The 16,995-nt window shown below is 67.0% G+C and carries 17 protein-coding genes, 1 tRNA gene and 1 pseudogene; 17 read left to right on the top strand and 2 right to left on the bottom strand.

Annotated features, from left to right (window positions below; genetic code table 11):
• Nucleotides 1–83: 83 nt before the first annotated feature.
• From ACQY5K_RS10630 to ACQY5K_RS10605, 6 genes are all read left to right on the top strand, one after another.
• Nucleotides 84–1,445, top strand: a complete 1,362-nt coding sequence (locus ACQY5K_RS10630; RefSeq protein ID WP_428122642.1) for an ammonium transporter — start codon at nucleotides 84–86, stop codon at nucleotides 1,443–1,445.
• A 122-nt stretch (nucleotides 1,446–1,567) separates the two neighbouring features.
• Nucleotides 1,568–2,476: a DUF368 domain-containing protein gene (locus ACQY5K_RS10625; protein WP_428114908.1), complete on the top strand. Its 909-nt coding sequence runs from the start codon at nucleotides 1,568–1,570 to the stop codon at nucleotides 2,474–2,476.
• A gap of 66 nt (nucleotides 2,477–2,542) precedes the next feature.
• Entirely contained in the window at nucleotides 2,543–5,350 is a 2,808-nt protein-coding gene (topA, locus tag ACQY5K_RS10620) for a type I DNA topoisomerase (protein WP_428114905.1), read from the top strand.
• Nucleotides 5,351–5,414: 64 nt separating this feature from the next.
• Entirely contained in the window at nucleotides 5,415–6,869 is a 1,455-nt protein-coding gene (locus ACQY5K_RS10615) for an MFS transporter (protein WP_428114903.1), read from the top strand.
• On the top strand, nucleotides 6,866–7,600 hold the full coding sequence (gene tmk / locus ACQY5K_RS10610; RefSeq protein WP_428114901.1) for a dTMP kinase: 735 nt from the start codon (nucleotides 6,866–6,868) through the stop codon (nucleotides 7,598–7,600). Before ACQY5K_RS10615 ends, tmk begins: the two co-directional genes overlap by 4 nt.
• A gap of 10 nt (nucleotides 7,601–7,610) precedes the next feature.
• Nucleotides 7,611–8,954 (top strand): hypothetical protein, encoded by a 1,344-nt coding sequence (locus ACQY5K_RS10605; RefSeq protein WP_428114898.1) that lies wholly within the window; start codon nucleotides 7,611–7,613, stop codon nucleotides 8,952–8,954.
• Nucleotides 8,955–8,979: 25 nt separating this feature from the next.
• Here ACQY5K_RS10605 and ACQY5K_RS10600 read toward each other — a convergent pair.
• Together ACQY5K_RS10600 and ACQY5K_RS10595 are read right to left on the bottom strand one after the other, a co-directional pair.
• Nucleotides 8,980–9,051, bottom strand: a tRNA-Thr gene (locus tag ACQY5K_RS10600).
• A gap of 129 nt (nucleotides 9,052–9,180) precedes the next feature.
• Nucleotides 9,181–9,771, bottom strand: coding sequence for a TetR/AcrR family transcriptional regulator (locus ACQY5K_RS10595; RefSeq protein ID WP_428114895.1), 591 nt, complete (start codon nucleotides 9,769–9,771; stop codon nucleotides 9,181–9,183).
• A gap of 54 nt (nucleotides 9,772–9,825) precedes the next feature.
• Here ACQY5K_RS10595 and ACQY5K_RS10590 point away from each other — a divergent pair.
• From ACQY5K_RS10590 to ACQY5K_RS10540, 11 genes and pseudogenes are all read left to right on the top strand, one after another.
• Nucleotides 9,826–9,990: pseudogene (locus ACQY5K_RS10590) on the top strand (helix-turn-helix domain-containing protein); the annotation flags it as partial.
• Nucleotides 9,991–10,094: 104 nt separating this feature from the next.
• A complete protein-coding gene (locus tag ACQY5K_RS10585; protein ID WP_428122850.1) occupies nucleotides 10,095–10,481 on the top strand; it encodes a transposase in 387 nt (128 codons plus the stop codon).
• 17 nt (nucleotides 10,482–10,498) lie between these two features.
• Nucleotides 10,499–11,692, top strand: coding sequence for a zinc-dependent metalloprotease (locus tag ACQY5K_RS10580; protein WP_428114893.1), 1,194 nt, complete (start codon nucleotides 10,499–10,501; stop codon nucleotides 11,690–11,692).
• A gap of 95 nt (nucleotides 11,693–11,787) precedes the next feature.
• Nucleotides 11,788–12,702 carry a tRNA lysidine(34) synthetase TilS gene (gene tilS, locus ACQY5K_RS10575; protein WP_428114891.1) on the top strand — a complete coding sequence of 305 codons (915 nt, stop codon included), beginning with the start codon at nucleotides 11,788–11,790 and terminating at the stop codon, nucleotides 12,700–12,702.
• 31 nt (nucleotides 12,703–12,733) lie between these two features.
• Nucleotides 12,734–13,333 (top strand): hypoxanthine phosphoribosyltransferase, encoded by a 600-nt coding sequence (hpt, locus tag ACQY5K_RS10570; RefSeq protein ID WP_428114888.1) that lies wholly within the window; start codon nucleotides 12,734–12,736, stop codon nucleotides 13,331–13,333.
• 102 nt (nucleotides 13,334–13,435) lie between these two features.
• On the top strand, nucleotides 13,436–13,978 hold the full coding sequence (locus ACQY5K_RS10565; RefSeq protein ID WP_428114886.1) for a hypothetical protein: 543 nt from the start codon (nucleotides 13,436–13,438) through the stop codon (nucleotides 13,976–13,978).
• Nucleotides 13,979–13,994: 16 nt separating this feature from the next.
• A complete protein-coding gene (gene folB / locus ACQY5K_RS10560; protein ID WP_428114883.1) occupies nucleotides 13,995–14,408 on the top strand; it encodes a dihydroneopterin aldolase in 414 nt (137 codons plus the stop codon).
• 4 nt (nucleotides 14,409–14,412) lie between these two features.
• Nucleotides 14,413–14,934, top strand: coding sequence for a 2-amino-4-hydroxy-6-hydroxymethyldihydropteridine diphosphokinase (folK, locus tag ACQY5K_RS10555; protein WP_428114880.1), 522 nt, complete (start codon nucleotides 14,413–14,415; stop codon nucleotides 14,932–14,934).
• 26 nt (nucleotides 14,935–14,960) lie between these two features.
• Nucleotides 14,961–16,412 carry a lysine--tRNA ligase gene (lysS, locus tag ACQY5K_RS10550; protein ID WP_428114878.1) on the top strand — a complete coding sequence of 484 codons (1,452 nt, stop codon included), beginning with the start codon at nucleotides 14,961–14,963 and terminating at the stop codon, nucleotides 16,410–16,412.
• 28 nt (nucleotides 16,413–16,440) lie between these two features.
• On the top strand, nucleotides 16,441–16,680 hold the full coding sequence (locus ACQY5K_RS10545) for a hypothetical protein (protein ID WP_428114876.1): 240 nt from the start codon (nucleotides 16,441–16,443) through the stop codon (nucleotides 16,678–16,680).
• On the top strand, nucleotides 16,667–16,984 hold the full coding sequence (locus ACQY5K_RS10540; RefSeq protein ID WP_428114873.1) for a type II toxin-antitoxin system PemK/MazF family toxin: 318 nt from the start codon (nucleotides 16,667–16,669) through the stop codon (nucleotides 16,982–16,984). Before ACQY5K_RS10545 ends, ACQY5K_RS10540 begins: the two co-directional genes overlap by 14 nt.
• The last annotated feature ends 11 nt before the right edge of the window (nucleotides 16,985–16,995 follow it).

Genomic DNA, 16,995 nt, shown 5'->3' with positions numbered 1-16,995 from the left:
GCTCGGTGACCACGGTGCAACACGCGATTCCTAGGTTGCCCGACGTCAGCCAATTCGTCGGGAGAACGACCGTGAAACGCAAGATGCTTATCGCCGCCGCGGGTGCCGTCGGCGTCCTCTTCCTGTTCGCATCGCCAGCGAGCGCACAGGGCGACTCGATATCGGCCGAGATGGTGCAGGCCGTCATGGACAACCTGTGGGTGTTCATCGCCGGCGTCCTGGTGTTCCTCATGCAGGCCGGATTCGCCATGCTCGAGTCGGGTCTGACGCGTTCGAAGAACGTGGCGAACATCATGGCCAAGAACCTCGCTGATGCCTCCATCGGCATCCTCGCGTTCTTCCTCATCGGCTACGGGCTCGCCTACGGCAGTGACGGCAACAGCTTCTTCGGCTGGGGCTCGTTCGCGCTGTCGGGTGTCGACCTCTTCGACATATCCGAAGGACTCTCGGGGTCGACGGACTTCTTCTTCCAGGCAGTCTTCGCAGCAACCGCAGTCACCATCGCGTCGGGGGCGATGGCGGAGCGCACGAAGTTCAGTACCTACCTCATCTTCAGCCTCGTGATGACGGCGATCATCTACCCGGTCGTTGTCCACTGGACGTGGGGCGGCGGCCTCATCTCCAAGATCTCGATTGGGGATGCCGTCTACAGCGATTTCGCCGGATCGACCATCGTGCACAGTGTCGGCGGCTGGGTCGCCCTCGTCGGTGCGTGGATGCTGGGCCCCCGTATCGGCAAGTACGCCGCGGACGGCACATCGCGCAACATTGCGGGCCACAACGTGACCCTTGCAATCCTGGGTGTGTTCATCCTGTGGTTCGGCTGGTTCGGGTTCAACCCGGGCTCGGAGCTTGCAGCCGACGAGTACGTGATGTTCGTGGCGCTGAACACCGTGCTGGCAGCGTGCGCAGGAGTGATCGGCGCGACAGCGCTGAACTGGCTCCGCACGGGCCGCCCCGACGTCCCGATGGCCGGCAACGGTGTGCTGGCGGGCCTCGTGGCCATCACTGCGGGCTGCGGCACGATGACTCCCTGGGGCGCCATCATCACCGGCTTCATTGCAGGCCTCGTCGTGGTGCTGGTCGTCGGCTTCGTGGATCGCAAGCTGAAGATCGACGACCCGGTCGGCGCCTTCGCCGTCCACGGCGCTGCTGGCATTTGGGGAACCTTGGCCATCGGCCTGTTCGCCCACTACGACGATGCCTTCCTGGGCCGCGAAGACGCCGGACTCTTTTACGGCGGCGGCATCGAACAGCTCGTCGTGCAGTTCCTCATGGTCGTGATCGTGGCGGTCTGGGTGATCGTGACGTCAGTGATCCTGTTCGGAGTCTTGAAGGCCGCCATCGGCCTGCGGGTGTCGGCAGAGGAGGAAATGGTTGGTCTCGATGTGTCTGAACATGGAGGCCCCGGATTGGCGCTCGACGACGTGGTTTCGGGCGGCTGACACTCAACCACGGGCTGAGTCGTCAAGCGACCGCCTGCTCTGCTTGTCAGCGGAAGTCCCCGGGTTTGCGCCCGGGGACTTTCCGCGCCCGAAAGCAGATCGATGCGTCTAGTTTCGACAGGGTGCGGCGAGGAGTGTTCACTAACTCGCTGGTGAATGTGGCCAGGGGGCTGGTCATGGGGGCGGCGGATGTGGTGCCGGGGGTGTCGGGTGGCACGATGGCGTTGCTGCTGGGGATCTATGACCGGCTGGTGGGTCAGATTGCGCTGCTGAGCTCCGGCGCTGGGCGGCTGCTGCGGGGGCGGCCCAAACAAGCCGTCGCCATGGCACGCGGAGCGGACTGGCTCTTTCTCGTCAGTCTTGGCTGCGGCATCGCTGTCGCGATTGGCGGGCTCGTGGAACTGGTGCGGGTGCTGATCGAAGAGCAGCCGGTCTTGTTGTCGGCGGCCTTCTTCGGGCTTGTTGCCGCGACTGTTGTGACAACCCGGCGTGAGGTCGGCCGCTGGGATGTTCGGCTCGTTGTTGTGTTCGTTGCGGTTGCGGTGGCGGTGTTCTTCGTGCTCGGAATTCGCTCGGGGAGCGTCGCCGAACCGTCGAGCGCGGTGGTTCTCGGTGCCGGTGCGCTGGCGATCTGCGCCATGATCCTGCCGGGCATCTCGGGCGCGTTCGTGTTGTTGCTGCTGGGGCTGTACGACCCGATCACTGAGGCTGTGTCGGATCGGCGACTTGGCACGATTGCGTTGTTCGGACTCGGTGCAGCGACTGGTCTTGGGCTGTTCTCGCGCCTGTTGGAGCGTCTGCTCGCTCGAAGCCGAGATCTCGTTGTGGCAATGCTGATGGGCTTGATGGCGGGCTCGTTGCGGGTCCTGTGGCCGTGGCCAGCCGATACCGAAGATGTCGCGAGCTTCGCCAATGCCGCGCTCGGCGCCCCACCCGCATCAGACCTTGCGAGCGCGATCGTTGTCGCTACGGTGGCTGCGGCCGTTGCGGCGGGCCTGCACCGTCTCGGTGCACGTCGCAGGCCTGCGTGACGGCACTTCGCCGCCGCTAGTCGAGGCCGTTCCGCTACCGTCCGGCTTCGCCCACTCCGGATCCACATGCCCACTTCTCTCGTCATCGTCGAATCGCCCGCCAAGGCACGCACGATCTCGCGCTTTCTCGGCGGCGACTACATCGTGGAGTCCTCGATCGGGCACATCCGGGACTTGCCGCGCAACGCCTCGGAAGTACCCGCCGCCTACAAGTCCGAGTCGTGGGCCTCGCTTGGTGTCAATCCCGACGACGGCTTCAAGCCGTTGTATGTCGTCACGGCCCGTGACCAGGTGCGCCGGCTGCGGTCGCTCGTGCAAACCGCAGATCAGCTCTATCTCGCAACCGACGAGGACCGCGAGGGCGAAGCAATCGCATGGCATTTGCTCGAGGTGCTGAGCCCTCGGATCCCGGTGCATCGGATGGTCTTCCACGAGATCACAGCAGCGGCCATTCGTGCAGCAATCGAGAGCCCCCGCGAGCTCGACCGGCGTCTGGTCGATGCGCAGGAGGCCCGCCGCATCTTCGACCGCCTGTACGGCTACGAGGTCTCGCCGGTGCTGTGGCGCAAGGTCGCGCCGCGCTTGTCGGCCGGCCGGGTGCAAAGCGTCGCCAACCGCCTCATCGTGGAGCGCGAGCGCGAGCGGATGGCGTTTCGCGCCGCGCAGTTCTGGAGCATCACAGCGACGCTCGAGCCGGGCGCCGAGTCGAATGGGCGCAGCGATGCAGCTGTGCCCACCGATGTATCTGGGCGCTTCGATGTCGCGCTCGTCGAGCTCGACGGCAGCCGGGTCGCGACAGGCCGCGACTTCGACCGCGGGGGCGAACTTCGCTCCGACGGCACGGTCGTGCTCGACGCTCCAGCGGCAACGACGCTCGCAGAGGCCATGTCCGGTGAGCGGTTCGCCGTGATCTCCCGCGAGTCCAAGCCGTATCGCCGCCGCCCCGCGGCCCCGTTCATCACGTCGACGCTGCAACAAGCGGCCGGGGCCCGGCTCGGCTTCTCAGCGTCACGCACGATGGCGGCGGCCCAGCGCCTCTACGAGAACGGGCGCATCACCTACATGCGCACGGACAGCACGACGCTGTCGGATCAGGCGCTCGACGCTGCCCGCATCGTCATCGCCAATCGGTATGGCGCGCAGAACCTGCCGCCGAAGCCCCGCATCTACACCCGCAAGGTCAAGAACGCCCAAGAGGCGCACGAGGCCATCCGCCCTGCTGGCGAGAACTGGCCTGCGCCCGGTGGTGTGACTGATCTGGGCGGCGACGCGGCACGCCTGTACGACTTGGTGTGGCAGCGCACCGTTGCCAGCCAGATGATCGACGCCACCGGCGAGACCGTCACCATCCGCCTCGCCGGCACCGCCCAGTGCGAGCTTGTCGTCCGCGTCGCCGAGCCGCGCACAGGCGCTGACGGGCACCGAGTCGAGCTGTCCGCCGCGGGCACCGTGGTGCGCAGCCCCGGATTCCGGCTGGTGTACGCGCCTGCCCCAGGCGCCGACGAAGAGCCTGAACGCATCCTGCCGGACCTCGACGAGGGCGGTTCGGCCACTGCGGTTGCCGTCGAGCCGGCCGAGCACCGCACCAGCCCGCCGGCCCGGTTCACCGAGGCGTCGCTGGTGCGCCGGCTCGAAGAATTGGGCGTGGGCCGGCCGAGCACCTACGCCAGCATCATCGAGACGATCCAATCGCGCGGCTACGTGTGGAAGAAGGGCTCGTCGCTGGTGCCCGCATTCACGGCGTTCGCGACCGTCGGCCTGATGGAGCAGCACTTCGAACGTCTGGTCGACTACGCGCTGACGGCCCGGATGGAAGAGGACCTCGACGAGATCGCGAGCGGCGAGCGCGACGCGCAGCCGTGGCTCACCGACTTCTACTTCGGCGACGGCGACGACGAGAGCTCACGCGGGCTGCGCTATCTGGTGTCCGACGACCGGCTGTCCGAGATTGACCCGGCGGAGATCAACAGCATCCCGATCGGCGTCGATGCCGACGGCACTGAAGTGGTGGCACGCGTGGGGCGCTTCGGTCCGTACTTGCGACGCGGCGACGCGACGCGCCCGCTGCCGGACGATCTCGCCCCAGATGAGCTGACCATCGAGCGCGCACTTGAGCTGCTGGCCGAGCCAACCGAGCGCATCTTGGGCACGGACCCTGAAACGGGCCTCGACATCATCGTGCGGCCCGGCCGATACGGCCCGTACGTCTCGGTAGGGCGGCCCGACGAAACCGACGAACGCCCCCGCACTGCGTCGCTGCTCACGGGGATGGCGCCCGAATCGGTGAGCCTTGACGAAGCCACAAAGCTGCTCTCGCTGCCTCGCACGGTTGGTGTCGACCCAGCCGACGGCGCCGAGATCGTTGTGCGCAACGGCCGGTACGGGGCCTATCTCACGAAGGAAGCGACCTCGGAGACAAGCGCGGAGAACCGCAGTCTGGAATCCGAAGAGCAGCTGTTCACGCTGACGTTGGATGAAGCCTTGGCCCTGCTGGCGCAGCCGCGCCGCCGTCGCGGCCAACCAGCCGCGAGCGCCGGGCGTGAAGTGGGCACCGACCCTGACAGCGGCAAGCCGATCGTGTTGCGCGACGGCCGGTTCGGTCCGTACGTGACCGACGGCGAGTACAATGCATCGCTGCGGCAGGGCGACGAGGCGGATTCCTTGACCGTCGAACGGGCCGCCGAGTTGCTCGCGGTGCGTCGCGCGAAAGGGCCGGCAACCAAGCGAAGCCCGCGGCGCAAGCAGGCGGCGAAGAAGAAATCGCCCGCGAAGAAGTCAGCCGCCAAGAAGTCGGCGGCGAAGAAGAAGTCGGTCCGCAAGAAAGCATCCGGCACGACCGCGGCGCGCAAGAAGGCACCGCCGAAGCGGGTCTAGGCCGCCGTGGTGCGATGTCGCGGCGCGAGGGCCGCGCCCGCCTGCTTCTAGCCTGCTGAGTGGCATGAATTCGGATAGCTCGATACCCGAGTTCGAACGAGCGGACAGCAACGGACGTACCCCGCCGTCTCCGGGACTGTTTGCGTCACCAGGCTTCGCGCGACTGTGGATCGCGCAAGTCACCAGTTCGTTCGGCGATTGGATCGGCCTCCTCGCCACCATCGAGGTGGCGCGGCGCATCGGTGGCGATCAGCCCGGCTCGGCAATCGCGCTCGTGATCACGGCACGGGTGCTGCCTGGCTTCTTCTTGGCATCGGCCGGCGGCATCATCGTTGACCGCTTCAACCGCAAGCGGCTGCTGGTGATATGCGACATCGCGCGCGCCGGCGTCCTGCTCACGATCCCGTTCATCGACCGTGTGTGGGGCCTCGTTCTGGCATCACTCGCCTTGGAGCTGGCTACCTCGCTGTGGAGTCCGGCCAAGGAAGCCATCGTTCCCAACATCGTGCCCACAGAGCACCTCACCGCCGCCAATTCGCTGGGGCTCATTGCTGCGTATGGCACGTTTCTGCCTGGTGCCTTCGCGTTTGCGGGCATGGCCAAGCTCGGCGCGGCGTTCGGCTGGACCGATATCGGACAAGTGGAGATGTCGCTGGTCCTCGACTCCGCCACATTCCTGGTGGCCGCGGCACTCATCGCCACGCTGCCGCTGTCCTCGCACATCACCGCAGCGCATCGCAAGCGCGACAGCCGAGGCCGCATCAACTGGAGCCAGGGCTTCCGCGAGCTGCGCGAAGGCTGGGACTTCATCTTCCTGAACCCGCAGGTGCGCGCAGTGCTGGTGGGCCTGGGCGCCGGCATGATCGGCGGGGGGATGCTGGTGCCGCTTGGCGCGGTGTACAACGACGAAGTCCTGGGTGCAGGCAGTGCCGGATTCAGTTCGATCCTCGTGGCGATGGGCGTTGGCGTCGGCGGCGGGGTTGCCCTCGTCACCGTGTTACAGAGCGCAGCGAATCGCTCCGGCCAACACTCTCGTCTCGCCGCCGCTGGGCGGGCCCGCCTGTTCGTGGGCTCGGTGTTCGTGGCCGGCGCGTCTTTGCTGTTCGCGGCCTCGGTGTCCATCACGCTGCTGGTACTGGCCGGAGTGCTGCTGCTGGGATTGGCCGCGGGCACGGTGTACGTCACTGGCATGACACTGCTGCACGAAAACGTGGAGGAAGTGCTGAGGGGGCGGGTGTTCGCGGCGATGTACACGCTCGTGCGCTTCTGCCTGCTGATCTCCATGGCAGCCGGCGGATTCCTCTCCGACGGCTTCAATTGGCTGTTCGATGTCGCCTTCGACAACCGCATCACCTTCGGCGATTCGGTGCTCGCGCTGCCTGGCGTGCGGGGTGCTCTGTGGCTGGGAGCGGTGCTGATCCTGATGGCGGGCGTGCTCGCCGGATTGTCGCTGCGCAGCCGCCGGGGCGAGGGGCGCCGCGCGCCGCAGAAGACGGGCGACGCTGGGGACGTGTCATGACCGTCCGAGGCCGGTACATCGCTCTCGAGGGATGGGAGGGCAGCGGCAAGTCCACGCAGGCCGAGCTGCTGGCCGCGAGCCGCGATGCCGTTCTGACCCGCGAGCCGGGCGGGACAGAACTCGGCGCGTCGCTGCGCGGGCTTCTGCTTCACGCCGACGGCGACACGGCGCCGACTGATCGAGCCGAAGCGCTGATGTTCGCAGCCGACCGCGCGCAACATGTCGCACACGTGATCGCACCAGCGCTCGCGACCGGTCGCGATGTCGTTACGGATCGCTCGTACGGGTCGACTCTGGCCTACCAAGGCTACGGCCGAGGCCTGCCGCAAGAAGAGCTGCGCACGCTGGTCGATTGGGCATCGCAGCGACCGAAATCAGTGACGGGCCTGCCCGAAATCGTTCTGCCTGACGTCGTTCTGCCCGACATCGTCGTGCTGCTGGATATGCCGATGACCGCAGCCGACACTCGCGTCCACCAACTTGATCGCATCACCGGCGATCAGATGTCGCTGCTGGAGGCAGGCTCGACTCGCGAGCGCTCCGGCGACCTTCGACCGGACAACATCGAGAGCGAAGCAGTGCAGTTCGCGCTGCGGGTCTGGCGCGGCTACCAGCGGTTGTGCGACGCCGAACCGCAGCGGTGGATTCGCGTGGACGCGACGGGCAGCATCGACGCGGTGACTCGGCGTGTCGCGGACGCCGTGGACATCCACCCCGCGATGAAGGCGTAACCGCATCGCGATGTCTGAGGCGCCGCCCGACGAATCCGGTTCGCCAGAACCCGAAGTGCTGTCGCTGTTCGACTTGGATTCGGCGGCGCTCGCGCCGCCACCGACGTCGCCTGCCTCCGAGACGTCGCCTGCCTCCGAGTCCTCGGCTGAACCCGAGCCGCTCCCGGCCGTCGCGATCACGGGCGCTACATCTTTGGCGCAGGTTGCCGCGGAGGACCCCCCGCCCCCGGCGCCGAGCGCTGCGCCCACCCCGGCGCGAGACCAGCATTCACCGAGCCCATCCGTCGATGAACCCCCGGTCGGCAACCTGCTGGACGGCATCGTCGGACAGCCGTTGGCGGTAGATCGCCTGCGGTCGGCCTTGGAATCGCCGCTACCCGCATACCTGTTCGTCGGCCCGGCCGGCGCAGGCCTTCGAGATGCTGCATGTCGCTTCGCGGGTGAGCTGCTGGCTGCAACAAGCGCAACCCCCGAGCGTGAGCGCCGCCTCGCTCTCGCCGACCAGCATCCCGACCTGTTGGTGATTGACCGTGTCGGTCCGGCAATGACGGCGCAGCAGGCTCGTGACGCCGTGCGAGCCGCAGCGATTGCCCCGGCGACGAACGAGCGCAAGGTGATTGTGCTGTGCGATACCGACCGCGCCGGCACGACTGCGCCCATCCTGCTCAAGTCGGTGGAGGAGCCCCCGCCGTCGAGCGTGTTCCTGCTGCTTGCTGAAGAAGTCAACCGGTCGATGGAGACCCTGGCCTCACGATGCGTCCGCATCGACTTCGAGGCGCTCAGCGAGACAGATCTGACCGGCCTCTTGGTTGATCAGGGCATCGACGCCGACCGCGCCGCATCCTCGGCCCGCGCGGCCGCTGGCTCGATCGATCGCGCCCGGCTGCTCGCTTCCGATGACGCTGCGGCGGCTCGCATCGAAACGTGGTCAGCACTGCGATCGTCACTCAATGGAACTGCGAGCACCGCAATGGTCGCGGCCGACACAGCACTGGCAGCGGTCGAACAGGCGACCGAGCCGCTGGAAGCCCGTCACACCGCCGAACGCGCCGAAGCCGACGAGCAGGCGGAGCTCTACGGCACCAATGCTCGACGCGGCGCCATCGACGAGCGCCACCGGCGCGAGCTGCGGCGACAGCAGATCGATGAGCTTGCGATGGGGCTGGGTGTGCTGTCTGCGCAGATTCGCGACGACGCGGGTGCGAGAAAGCTGTCCCCAGGCGAGGCTGCGGAGGCGCTCACCACAGTCGCGGATGCGGCCGAAGCGCTTCGGTTCAACGCCAACGCGCGCCTCGCGCTCCAGCGGCTGTTCGTCCGTCTCGGGCGCCTGTCGATACCGAGCCTGATCGGCTGAACGCCGCCTGCTGGTGCGGTCGGCGAGCCCGAGGTGGGGATTGAACCCACGACCTGCTCTTTACGAGAGAGCCGCTCTGCCACTGAGCTACTCGGGCAAGGCGCTGAAGCGCTTCGTGGAGCGTAATCCCGTCATTTTGGTTTCAGTCGGGGCGTGGCGCTGCTCTGATTGGTGAGTTGTCGCCTGCGCGGCCGAGTGTTGCGTTTGAGGCAGCCACGTGGCCGGGTCAGCCGTCAGTCAAGGCATCTTCCGAAGGCTCAGAAAAGGACCCGATGATCCGAACGAACAATCCGATCCACTCATCGGCAGTCGGAAGCTGCCTGTCCGGCGCCGAAAGGAAAACGACCAAGTGGAGCCCAAGGCTGAGAGCTTGGCAGCCCAAGACGAGGGCGTCCGTGCTCAGCTCTGGGTCGATTGCCTTGGTGGCCGTGCCTTCACGGATAATCACCGCGAAGGCTTTCGCTTCTGCCTCAAGTACGTGGGCAATCTCCGACGTCGGTTCTGGATTGCGCCTCGCTGTCACGCACGCCTCGAAGAGCAGGGCACGGCTCTGGTTTTCTGTTGTGTTGAACAGGTGTGCACTCAGCGCAACAAGCCTGTCGGTCGCGGAGGTGTCTTCGTCGCCCACAAGGCGCGCCATCTGCACCGGCGCTACGTGGTTGACGGCGGCAAGGAAGAGTTCGCGTTTGTTTGGCCAGCGACTATAGACAGCACCGGTCGTGAGTCCCGAAAGGCGAGCGATGTCAGACACCCGAGCTGCTTCGAAACCAGATTCACCGAAGACCCTGACGGACGTCGCCAAGAGTCGTTGAGTCACCTGTTGGGATCCGGACGCACGGCGAACTCCATCGGTGGTTGCAAGTGAACGGTCATGATGGCCGTTGCCTACACATGCAGCCGACCGATGGAGGTGTCGAGTATGGCAGCGAGGCTGAGTTTGGATGAGCGGGTGTTCATCGAGTCGTCGCTGGGGGCGGGCCGCAGTGTCGCGGACGCAGCGGCCCGGCTGGGCCGTGATCGGTCCACGGTGCATCGCGAGCTGGCTCGCTGCGCCGGGCGGGCTATGACGCCCGCTCGGCGCACGCGTGGGCACGCGCGAGGGCGCGACGCGTTCGGGCCTCCAAGCCGGCGGACGATCCGGTGCTGGCTGCCGCGCTCACCGCGGTGCTGGGCCGCCAGCCCGCAGCGCTCGTGCGCAGCCTCACCTGGGACCAAGGCCGCGAGATGGCCCGCCGGGCCGACGTCGAGGCCGCGCTCGACATCGAGGTGTTCTTCTGCGAGCCGCGCTCGCCGTGGCAGCGACCCACCAACGAGCACACCAACGCCCCTGGGCAAGAGCCGGCTCACGGTACGAGTGCGGTGTCGGCTACTCGCGCAACTAGCCTTCCGGCCATGAACGCACTCGGCGCGCAGGTCTGGCACTACTGGCTCGCTGTCCCTCTCACCATCGTGACGGTGCTGACCGTCGCGAAGTTGGTCGTCGGCTACGTGAAGACGGTGACCGCACCCCGCTACCCCAAGCGCTGAGCCCCGAGACGTTGAATATGGCCGGGCGTTCGGGGGTGCTGCGGACCGCTGCGGCCCGCTCCGCCAACGACGTCGTGCGGCGGCCGTCGGCTCGGCAACGACGCGATGTCCCCGATGACGAGCATGTGGACTGGGATCTCGCGCGCCGCATCGCCGTGCGCGTCGCGGACACTGAGCCGCTCTACCGCTCGTACCTCGCTCGATCCTTGCGAGACGACTTCGCACGCTTTGTCCCGATCGCCTCGGAACTCGTCGCTGCGGAGACCGGGCTGAGCTCTGCGGGTGACGCCCGTGCCGAGGTCATCGACCGGGCCGGTTGGATCGACGCCAACATCGCCGCCTTCCGACGCCTGCTGAAGCCGCTGTTGGGCGGCACATCGGCTGACGGTGAACCTTCGGGAGCGACGCGGGCAGGGCGCACCGTGGGCGCCGTCGAGCTCGGTACGGTGCTGGGCTGGATGGCACGCCGTGTGCTCGGCCAGTACGACCTGCTGTGGGCGTCGGACGACGACACCGAGTCGGCCCCCCGGGTCGCCAGTGATTCGGCCGCCAGTGATTCGACCGGCGACGTCGTCTACTTCGTCGGTCCGAACATCTTGGTCACCGAGAAGCGCTTTGCCTTCTCCCCGGCGCAATTCCGCCTCTGGCTTGCGCTGCACGAGCTGACGCACCGAGCTCAATTCACCGGCGTGCCGTGGCTGAGGCCTCACTTCCTCGAGCTCGTGAACGGTCTCGTCGACGAGGCGCAACCCGACCCCGATCGGTTGCGAGAGGGCCTGCGGAAGCTGGTGGCACAGCGTCGTTCAGGCAATGACGTCCTGGGTGAAGGAGGTCTCGCAGCGGTGTTCGCGACCGAGCACCAACGAGGCTTGATCTCCCAAGTCGGGGGCATGATGAGCTTGGTCGAAGGCCACGGCGACGTCACCATGGCACGAGCAGCCCGCGGCCACATTCCTGATGCCGAACGGTTTGCCTTGGTGATGCACCATCGTCGCCGCAGCGCGCGCGGGATGGCTCGGCTGGTACAGCGCCTCCTGGGGATCGAAGCGAAGCTTGCGCAGTATCAGGCGGGCGAGGACTTCATTGCCGAGATCGAGGCCGAACGCGGGCCGCGGGCAGTGGATCGCATCTGGGAGCGCGTCGAGCATCTCCCTTCGATGGCGGAGATCCGCGAGCCGGCAGCCTGGCTGGAGCGTGTTCCAGCCGTCTGACGTCTGCGGACATGGCCGACGACGGCACGAGGCCGGAGTCGGCCTCATCGAGCCGGACAAAGATCGGTGTGCCAAGACCAGCACGAGGGGGTCGGGTGGGGCTCGAACTTGAGAACCTTCTCGAGCAGTGCTCGTTCAGCCCGCATGCGGGCCGCGATCTTGTGTGCGGCGTGTCCGGCGGGCCGGACTCCGCCGCCTTGCTCGCACTGTCATGCCGCTTCGCGAGCGGCAGCGGTTCCGCAGTCACCGCAGTGCACGTGGACCACGGCATCCGCGCCGACGGCTCCGCTGAGGCGGCACACGTCGCGGCGCTGTGCGATCAGGTCGGCGCCGAGCTGCGCGTCGTTCGTCTCGAACTGACGGACGGTCCCAATCTGCAAGCTCGTGCACGTGAGGCTCGCCACGCTGCGCTGGGACCTGACGCATTGTTGGGGCACACCGCTGACGATCAGGCCGAGACCGTGCTGGCGCAGCTCATGCGCGGTGGCTCTGTCGATGCGCTGGCGGGCATGCGGGCTGACCGGCGACCACTGCTTGGTCTGCGACGGTCCGATACCGAGCGGATCTGCGAGCTTGTGGGCTATGAGCCGGTCCGTGACCCGTCCAATACGGATCGCCGCTACTTGCGCACCCGTGTCCGCCATGAGCTGATTCCGCTGCTGTGCGATATCGCAGGACGCGATGTCGTGCCGCTGCTTGCGCGTTCAGCAGAGCTGGCAGCCGCGGACTCGGAGTTGCTCGACGCGATGGCGGCAGATGTCGATCCCACGAACGCAAACGAGTTGGCAGCCGCTCCGGTGGCATTGGCACGCCGAGCGATCCGTGCCTGGTTGCGAACCCCACATCCGAGACGCCATCCACCCGACGCTGCTGCGGTGGAGCGGGTGCTCGATGTAGCGCGAGGCGCGCACCGCGCCACCGAGGTCGGCGGCGGCCGTCGCGTCAGCCGCTCGGCCGGCGAACTGCGCATCGAGGCTGACGACGGGCACCACGGGGGCCAGACCGGGTGATTCGATGCGGGGGCGGCTAAGTTCGGCTCACGTGACGACGGCACCGGACCCGCAGGCCCCCGACAGTGGTCTTGGCTCGATGCTCGCCAGCGACCCGGCCGTCGGAGATGTGCTCCTCTCCGGTTCGGAGATCGCTCACCGCGTCGCAGAGATGGGCGCGCAGATCACCGCTGACTACGTCGGACGCGAGCCGCTGCTCGTCGCAGTGCTCAAGGGTGCGGTGATGTTTGCCTCGGACCTCAGCCGGGCCATCGACTTGCCGGTCGAGATGGATTTCATGGCCGTGTCGTCCTACGGCAGCAGCACCCGGTCCAGCGGCGTGGTTCGCATCCTGAAGGATCTGGACATCGACATTGCGGGCCGCGACGTCATCCTGGTCGAGGACATCGTGGAGAGCGGGCTCACTCTGTCGTACCTGCGGCGCAGCCTGCTCGCGCGCAGCCCCGCGAGCCTGGCGGTGTGCTCGTTGCTGACCCGCGAGCACAACGGCAGCCTCGACGGCATCGTGGATTACATCGGATTCCGTCTGCCGCCGGTCTGGGTCATCGGATACGGGCTGGATCTGGCTCAGAAGTACCGCAATCTGACCGAGATTCGCGCATACGATTCTGAAGCCCTTGACGAGCACTGACACACACGCGCTGGGGGCGTCGGCGCAATGGCCTCAACAGTGTCACAGTCAGATCAGCGCGGGTAGTCTCCGCCGGAGCCACAGTGCTAGGGACAACGTCGTATGAGAGGGAAGTGGGCGGAAGGAATTCAACCCCGCAACTTCAACTGGGTCGTCGCCGACCGTCTCGCAGTTTGTGAGCGGCCTGGCGGCTACGGCGCAAGTCACCGGCGCGTTCGTCGGCAGGAAGAGATCATCTGGCTGCGACGCAACGGCTTCGACATCGTGGTATCTCTCATCGCGGCACCGCACAATCTTCATAACTACGACGAGCTTGATCTGTTGTACCTGCATCGCCCGTGGCCCGCAATCGACGACCTGCCGTCGTACCTGCAGACGGTCCACGACGATCTGGCCCGGCTGAACAGCGAACGCAAGCGCGTCGTGCTGCACAAAGAGCGCGTCGGCGAGGACGTGTGCGGATTCGTGGCCTCGTACCTGCTGCTCTGTGGCAAGGTCCCCACGGGTCCGCAGGCAACGGCGATCACCGAGCGCATCTTCGGCCGCCACGTGGGCCCCGACGGGCGCCGTGTTGTGGATGTGGCTCTCGGCATCCTCGCCGCTCGCGGGTCAGCGGGTTCGCATGGCCCGGGCGGCGCGGTCTAGCTCGGGGCCGCGGCACATGGCGCCCCGATCGCAGCCGCCTTTCGGCGATGATCTTGATGCGCCGCCTTTCGGCGACCGGATCGAATTGCGCGGCCTGCGAGTGCTGTGCGTCGTCGGCGCGTTGCCGCACGAACGCGAGACACCGCAGCCGCTGGCCGTGGATGTGGACATTTATGCGGATCTGCGTCGTGCCGGAGCTTCCGATGCGCTGGCGGACACGATCGACTATGGCGCTGCATGCGAGCGCATCGTCGCAGTCTGCACCACCGCGCGGGCGCAGCTTCTCGAGCGGCTCGCTGACCTGATTGCTGCCGAATTGTGTGCCACCCAAGGCGTGACGGCGGCGACAGTGACCGTCATGAAGCTGCGTCCGCCGGTCGCCGAAGATCTGGCGACCAGCGCAGTCCGCATCACCCGCGCGCGGGATTGAGCCGGTGTCCGCATCGGGCGCCGCCGGAACCACAGCGTTCGTCGGGCTGGGGGCGAATCTGGGCGATCCCGCTGTCCAACTGACTGATGCGCTGGCGTCCCTGGCCGATGCCGGCGTGCTGGTCGCGTACTCGGGCGTGTACCGCAGCGCGCCGGTTGGGGGTCCGGACCAGCCACCGTTCTTGAATCTGGTGGCCGAGCTTGAAGTGCCCGACGGACCCTACGAGCTGCTCGCACGGTGTCAGGCCCTTGAATCGGCGGCCCGACGTATTCGCCGAGAACGATGGGGCCCTCGCACACTCGACGTCGATGTGCTGTTGTTCGGCGATCTCGTCATCGACGATCCGGTGCTGACCGTCCCGCACCCGCGCATGCGCGAGCGCCGCTTCGTGCTCGATCCGCTCGCCGAGCTCGCGCCTGAGTTGGTGTCGTCCAACGAGCTGCGCGCCGTGGCCGACCAGGACTGTGTGCGCATTGCTGATCCGGTCGAGTTGCGGTCGCGGGCGAAAAGCTCACCAGTGGCGTGAGCAGCGATCGGTACCGTGAGCCTGCGATGACAGCCACACCCGACCACCCCAATTCGCCCGAGGCGGCCCCGTCGAGCACGGTGCCGTACCGCTTCGAGCGCGATGCCACGGCGGCTGGCCTGCAGGAGTCCTGGGAGCATCTCGAAGCCGGCACCGAGACGTCGACGCAGGTGAGCGTGGCCGGGCGCCTGATGCTGCGCCGGGTCCAGGGCAAGCTCGCGTTCGGCACGCTCGACGACGGCACTGCCCGCATTCAGCTCTTCGCGCCGGCGGCGACGACACCCGATCACGCCGGGTTCTGCGGCTTGCACCTGGGGGACTGGATCGGCGTCGGCGGCGTCGTGATGACGACCCGCCGGGGCGAGCTGAGCGTGCGCGTTGACCGGTGGGAGCTCCTGGCGCACGCCCGCCGACCGTTCCCGGACAAGTGGCACGGCATCACCGATCCGGACACCCGATTCCGTCAGCGGTACGTCGATCTGTGGGTGACGCCAGCCGCGCGGCGGGCGTTCGCGCTGCGGAGCCGGATGATGTCGCAGACGCGCCGGTTCCTCGAAGAGCGGGGCTTCACCGAGGTGGAGACGCCGATGTTCCATCCCATTCCGGGCGGGGCGATGGCGAAGCCGTTCATCACCCACCACAACGCCCTTGACGCCGACCTCTACCTGCGCGTCGCGCCAGAGCTGTACCTGAAGCGGTTGGTGGTCGGCGGGCTGGACCGGGTATTCGAGATCGGGCGGGTATTCCGGAACGAGGGCCTGTCCACCCGCCACAACCCCGAGTTCACGATGCTGGAGCTGTATCAGGCCTACGCCGACTACACCGACATGATGGAGCTGACGTCGGAGCTCGTGGAGCACCTCGCGATCACGGTGACCGGCTCGACCGTGCTCGAAATCGGCGATCAGGAACTCGACGTGGCCAGGCCGTGGCGCCAGGCGACGATGGCCGAGCTGGTGAGCGAGGCCGTCGGACGTCCGACGAGCGTCCGCACCCCGATCGACGAGCTGAGGGCGCTCGCGGATGCCAACGAGATCACCTTCGGTGACGGCGACGGCTCGGGGAAGCTGCTGACCGAGCTGTACGAGAAGCTGGTCGAGCCCGGCCTGAGCGGACCGATCTTCGTCACCGAGCATCCGGCAGAGACCTCGCCGCTGGCGCGCCGCCATCGCGACGATCCGCTGCTGACCGAGCGGTTCGAAGCCGTTGTGGCCGGCCGTGAGCTCGTCAATGCGTTCAGCGAGCTCGTCGATCCTGCAGATCAGCGAGATCGCTTCGAGGCCCAGGCCGCAGCTCGTGCTGGCGGCGATGACGAGGCGATGGTTGTCGACGAGGACTACCTGCGAGCGCTTGAGTACGGGCTGCCGCCGACGGGCGGACTCGGTATCGGAATGGACCGCCTGGCCATGCTGCTCGCAGGTGTCGAGGCCATTCGCGAGGTGCTCCTGTTCCCGACGCTGCGCCCCGAACAGACCTAAGTAATACAAAATGTGATACACTTCGACAATGGCACATGCGATCTCGGTCAGGCTTGATGACGAGGCGTTCCGGGCTCTCCGGCAGGTCGAGGCGCAGGGCTTGACGCAGTCAGAGGCCGTACGCACGTCGATCGTGCACGAGGCGGGGCGCCTGCGCGAACGACAAGCGCTCGCTGCCGAAGTTGCCGCTTTGGAGGCCGACGATTCTGATCGGGCAGAGATGGCCGCCGTCGCGAGCTTGATGGAAGATTTGCGTGCGCCGGGGTGATATCTACGAACTGCGCCTGCCCCCCAAGGGCGTCGGCCACGAGCAGCAGGGACGACGGTTCGGCGCAGTGGTGCAGTCAGACGCACTCTTGCCCCGGACGGTTGTCTTGATCGCACCGACCTCGACGAGCGCACAACAAGCCTCGTTCCGTCCAGCCATCGAGATCGACCGACAGCGCACGCTTGTGCTTGTGGAGCATGTCGGGGCCGTCGATGTGAGCCGGCTCGGAGACCTCGTCGGCCACCTCACTCAAGAAGAACTTTGGGGCATCGACATCGCGCTGGGCACCGTGCTTGACCTGTGACCTGAAACACG

The sequence above is a fragment of the Candidatus Poriferisodalis sp. genome, assembly GCF_965262965.1.
Classification (GTDB): domain Bacteria; phylum Actinomycetota; class Acidimicrobiia; order Acidimicrobiales; family Poriferisodalaceae; genus Poriferisodalis.
Note: the sequence above shows the minus strand (reverse complement) of the source record. Positions and strands in the feature narration are given on the sequence as shown.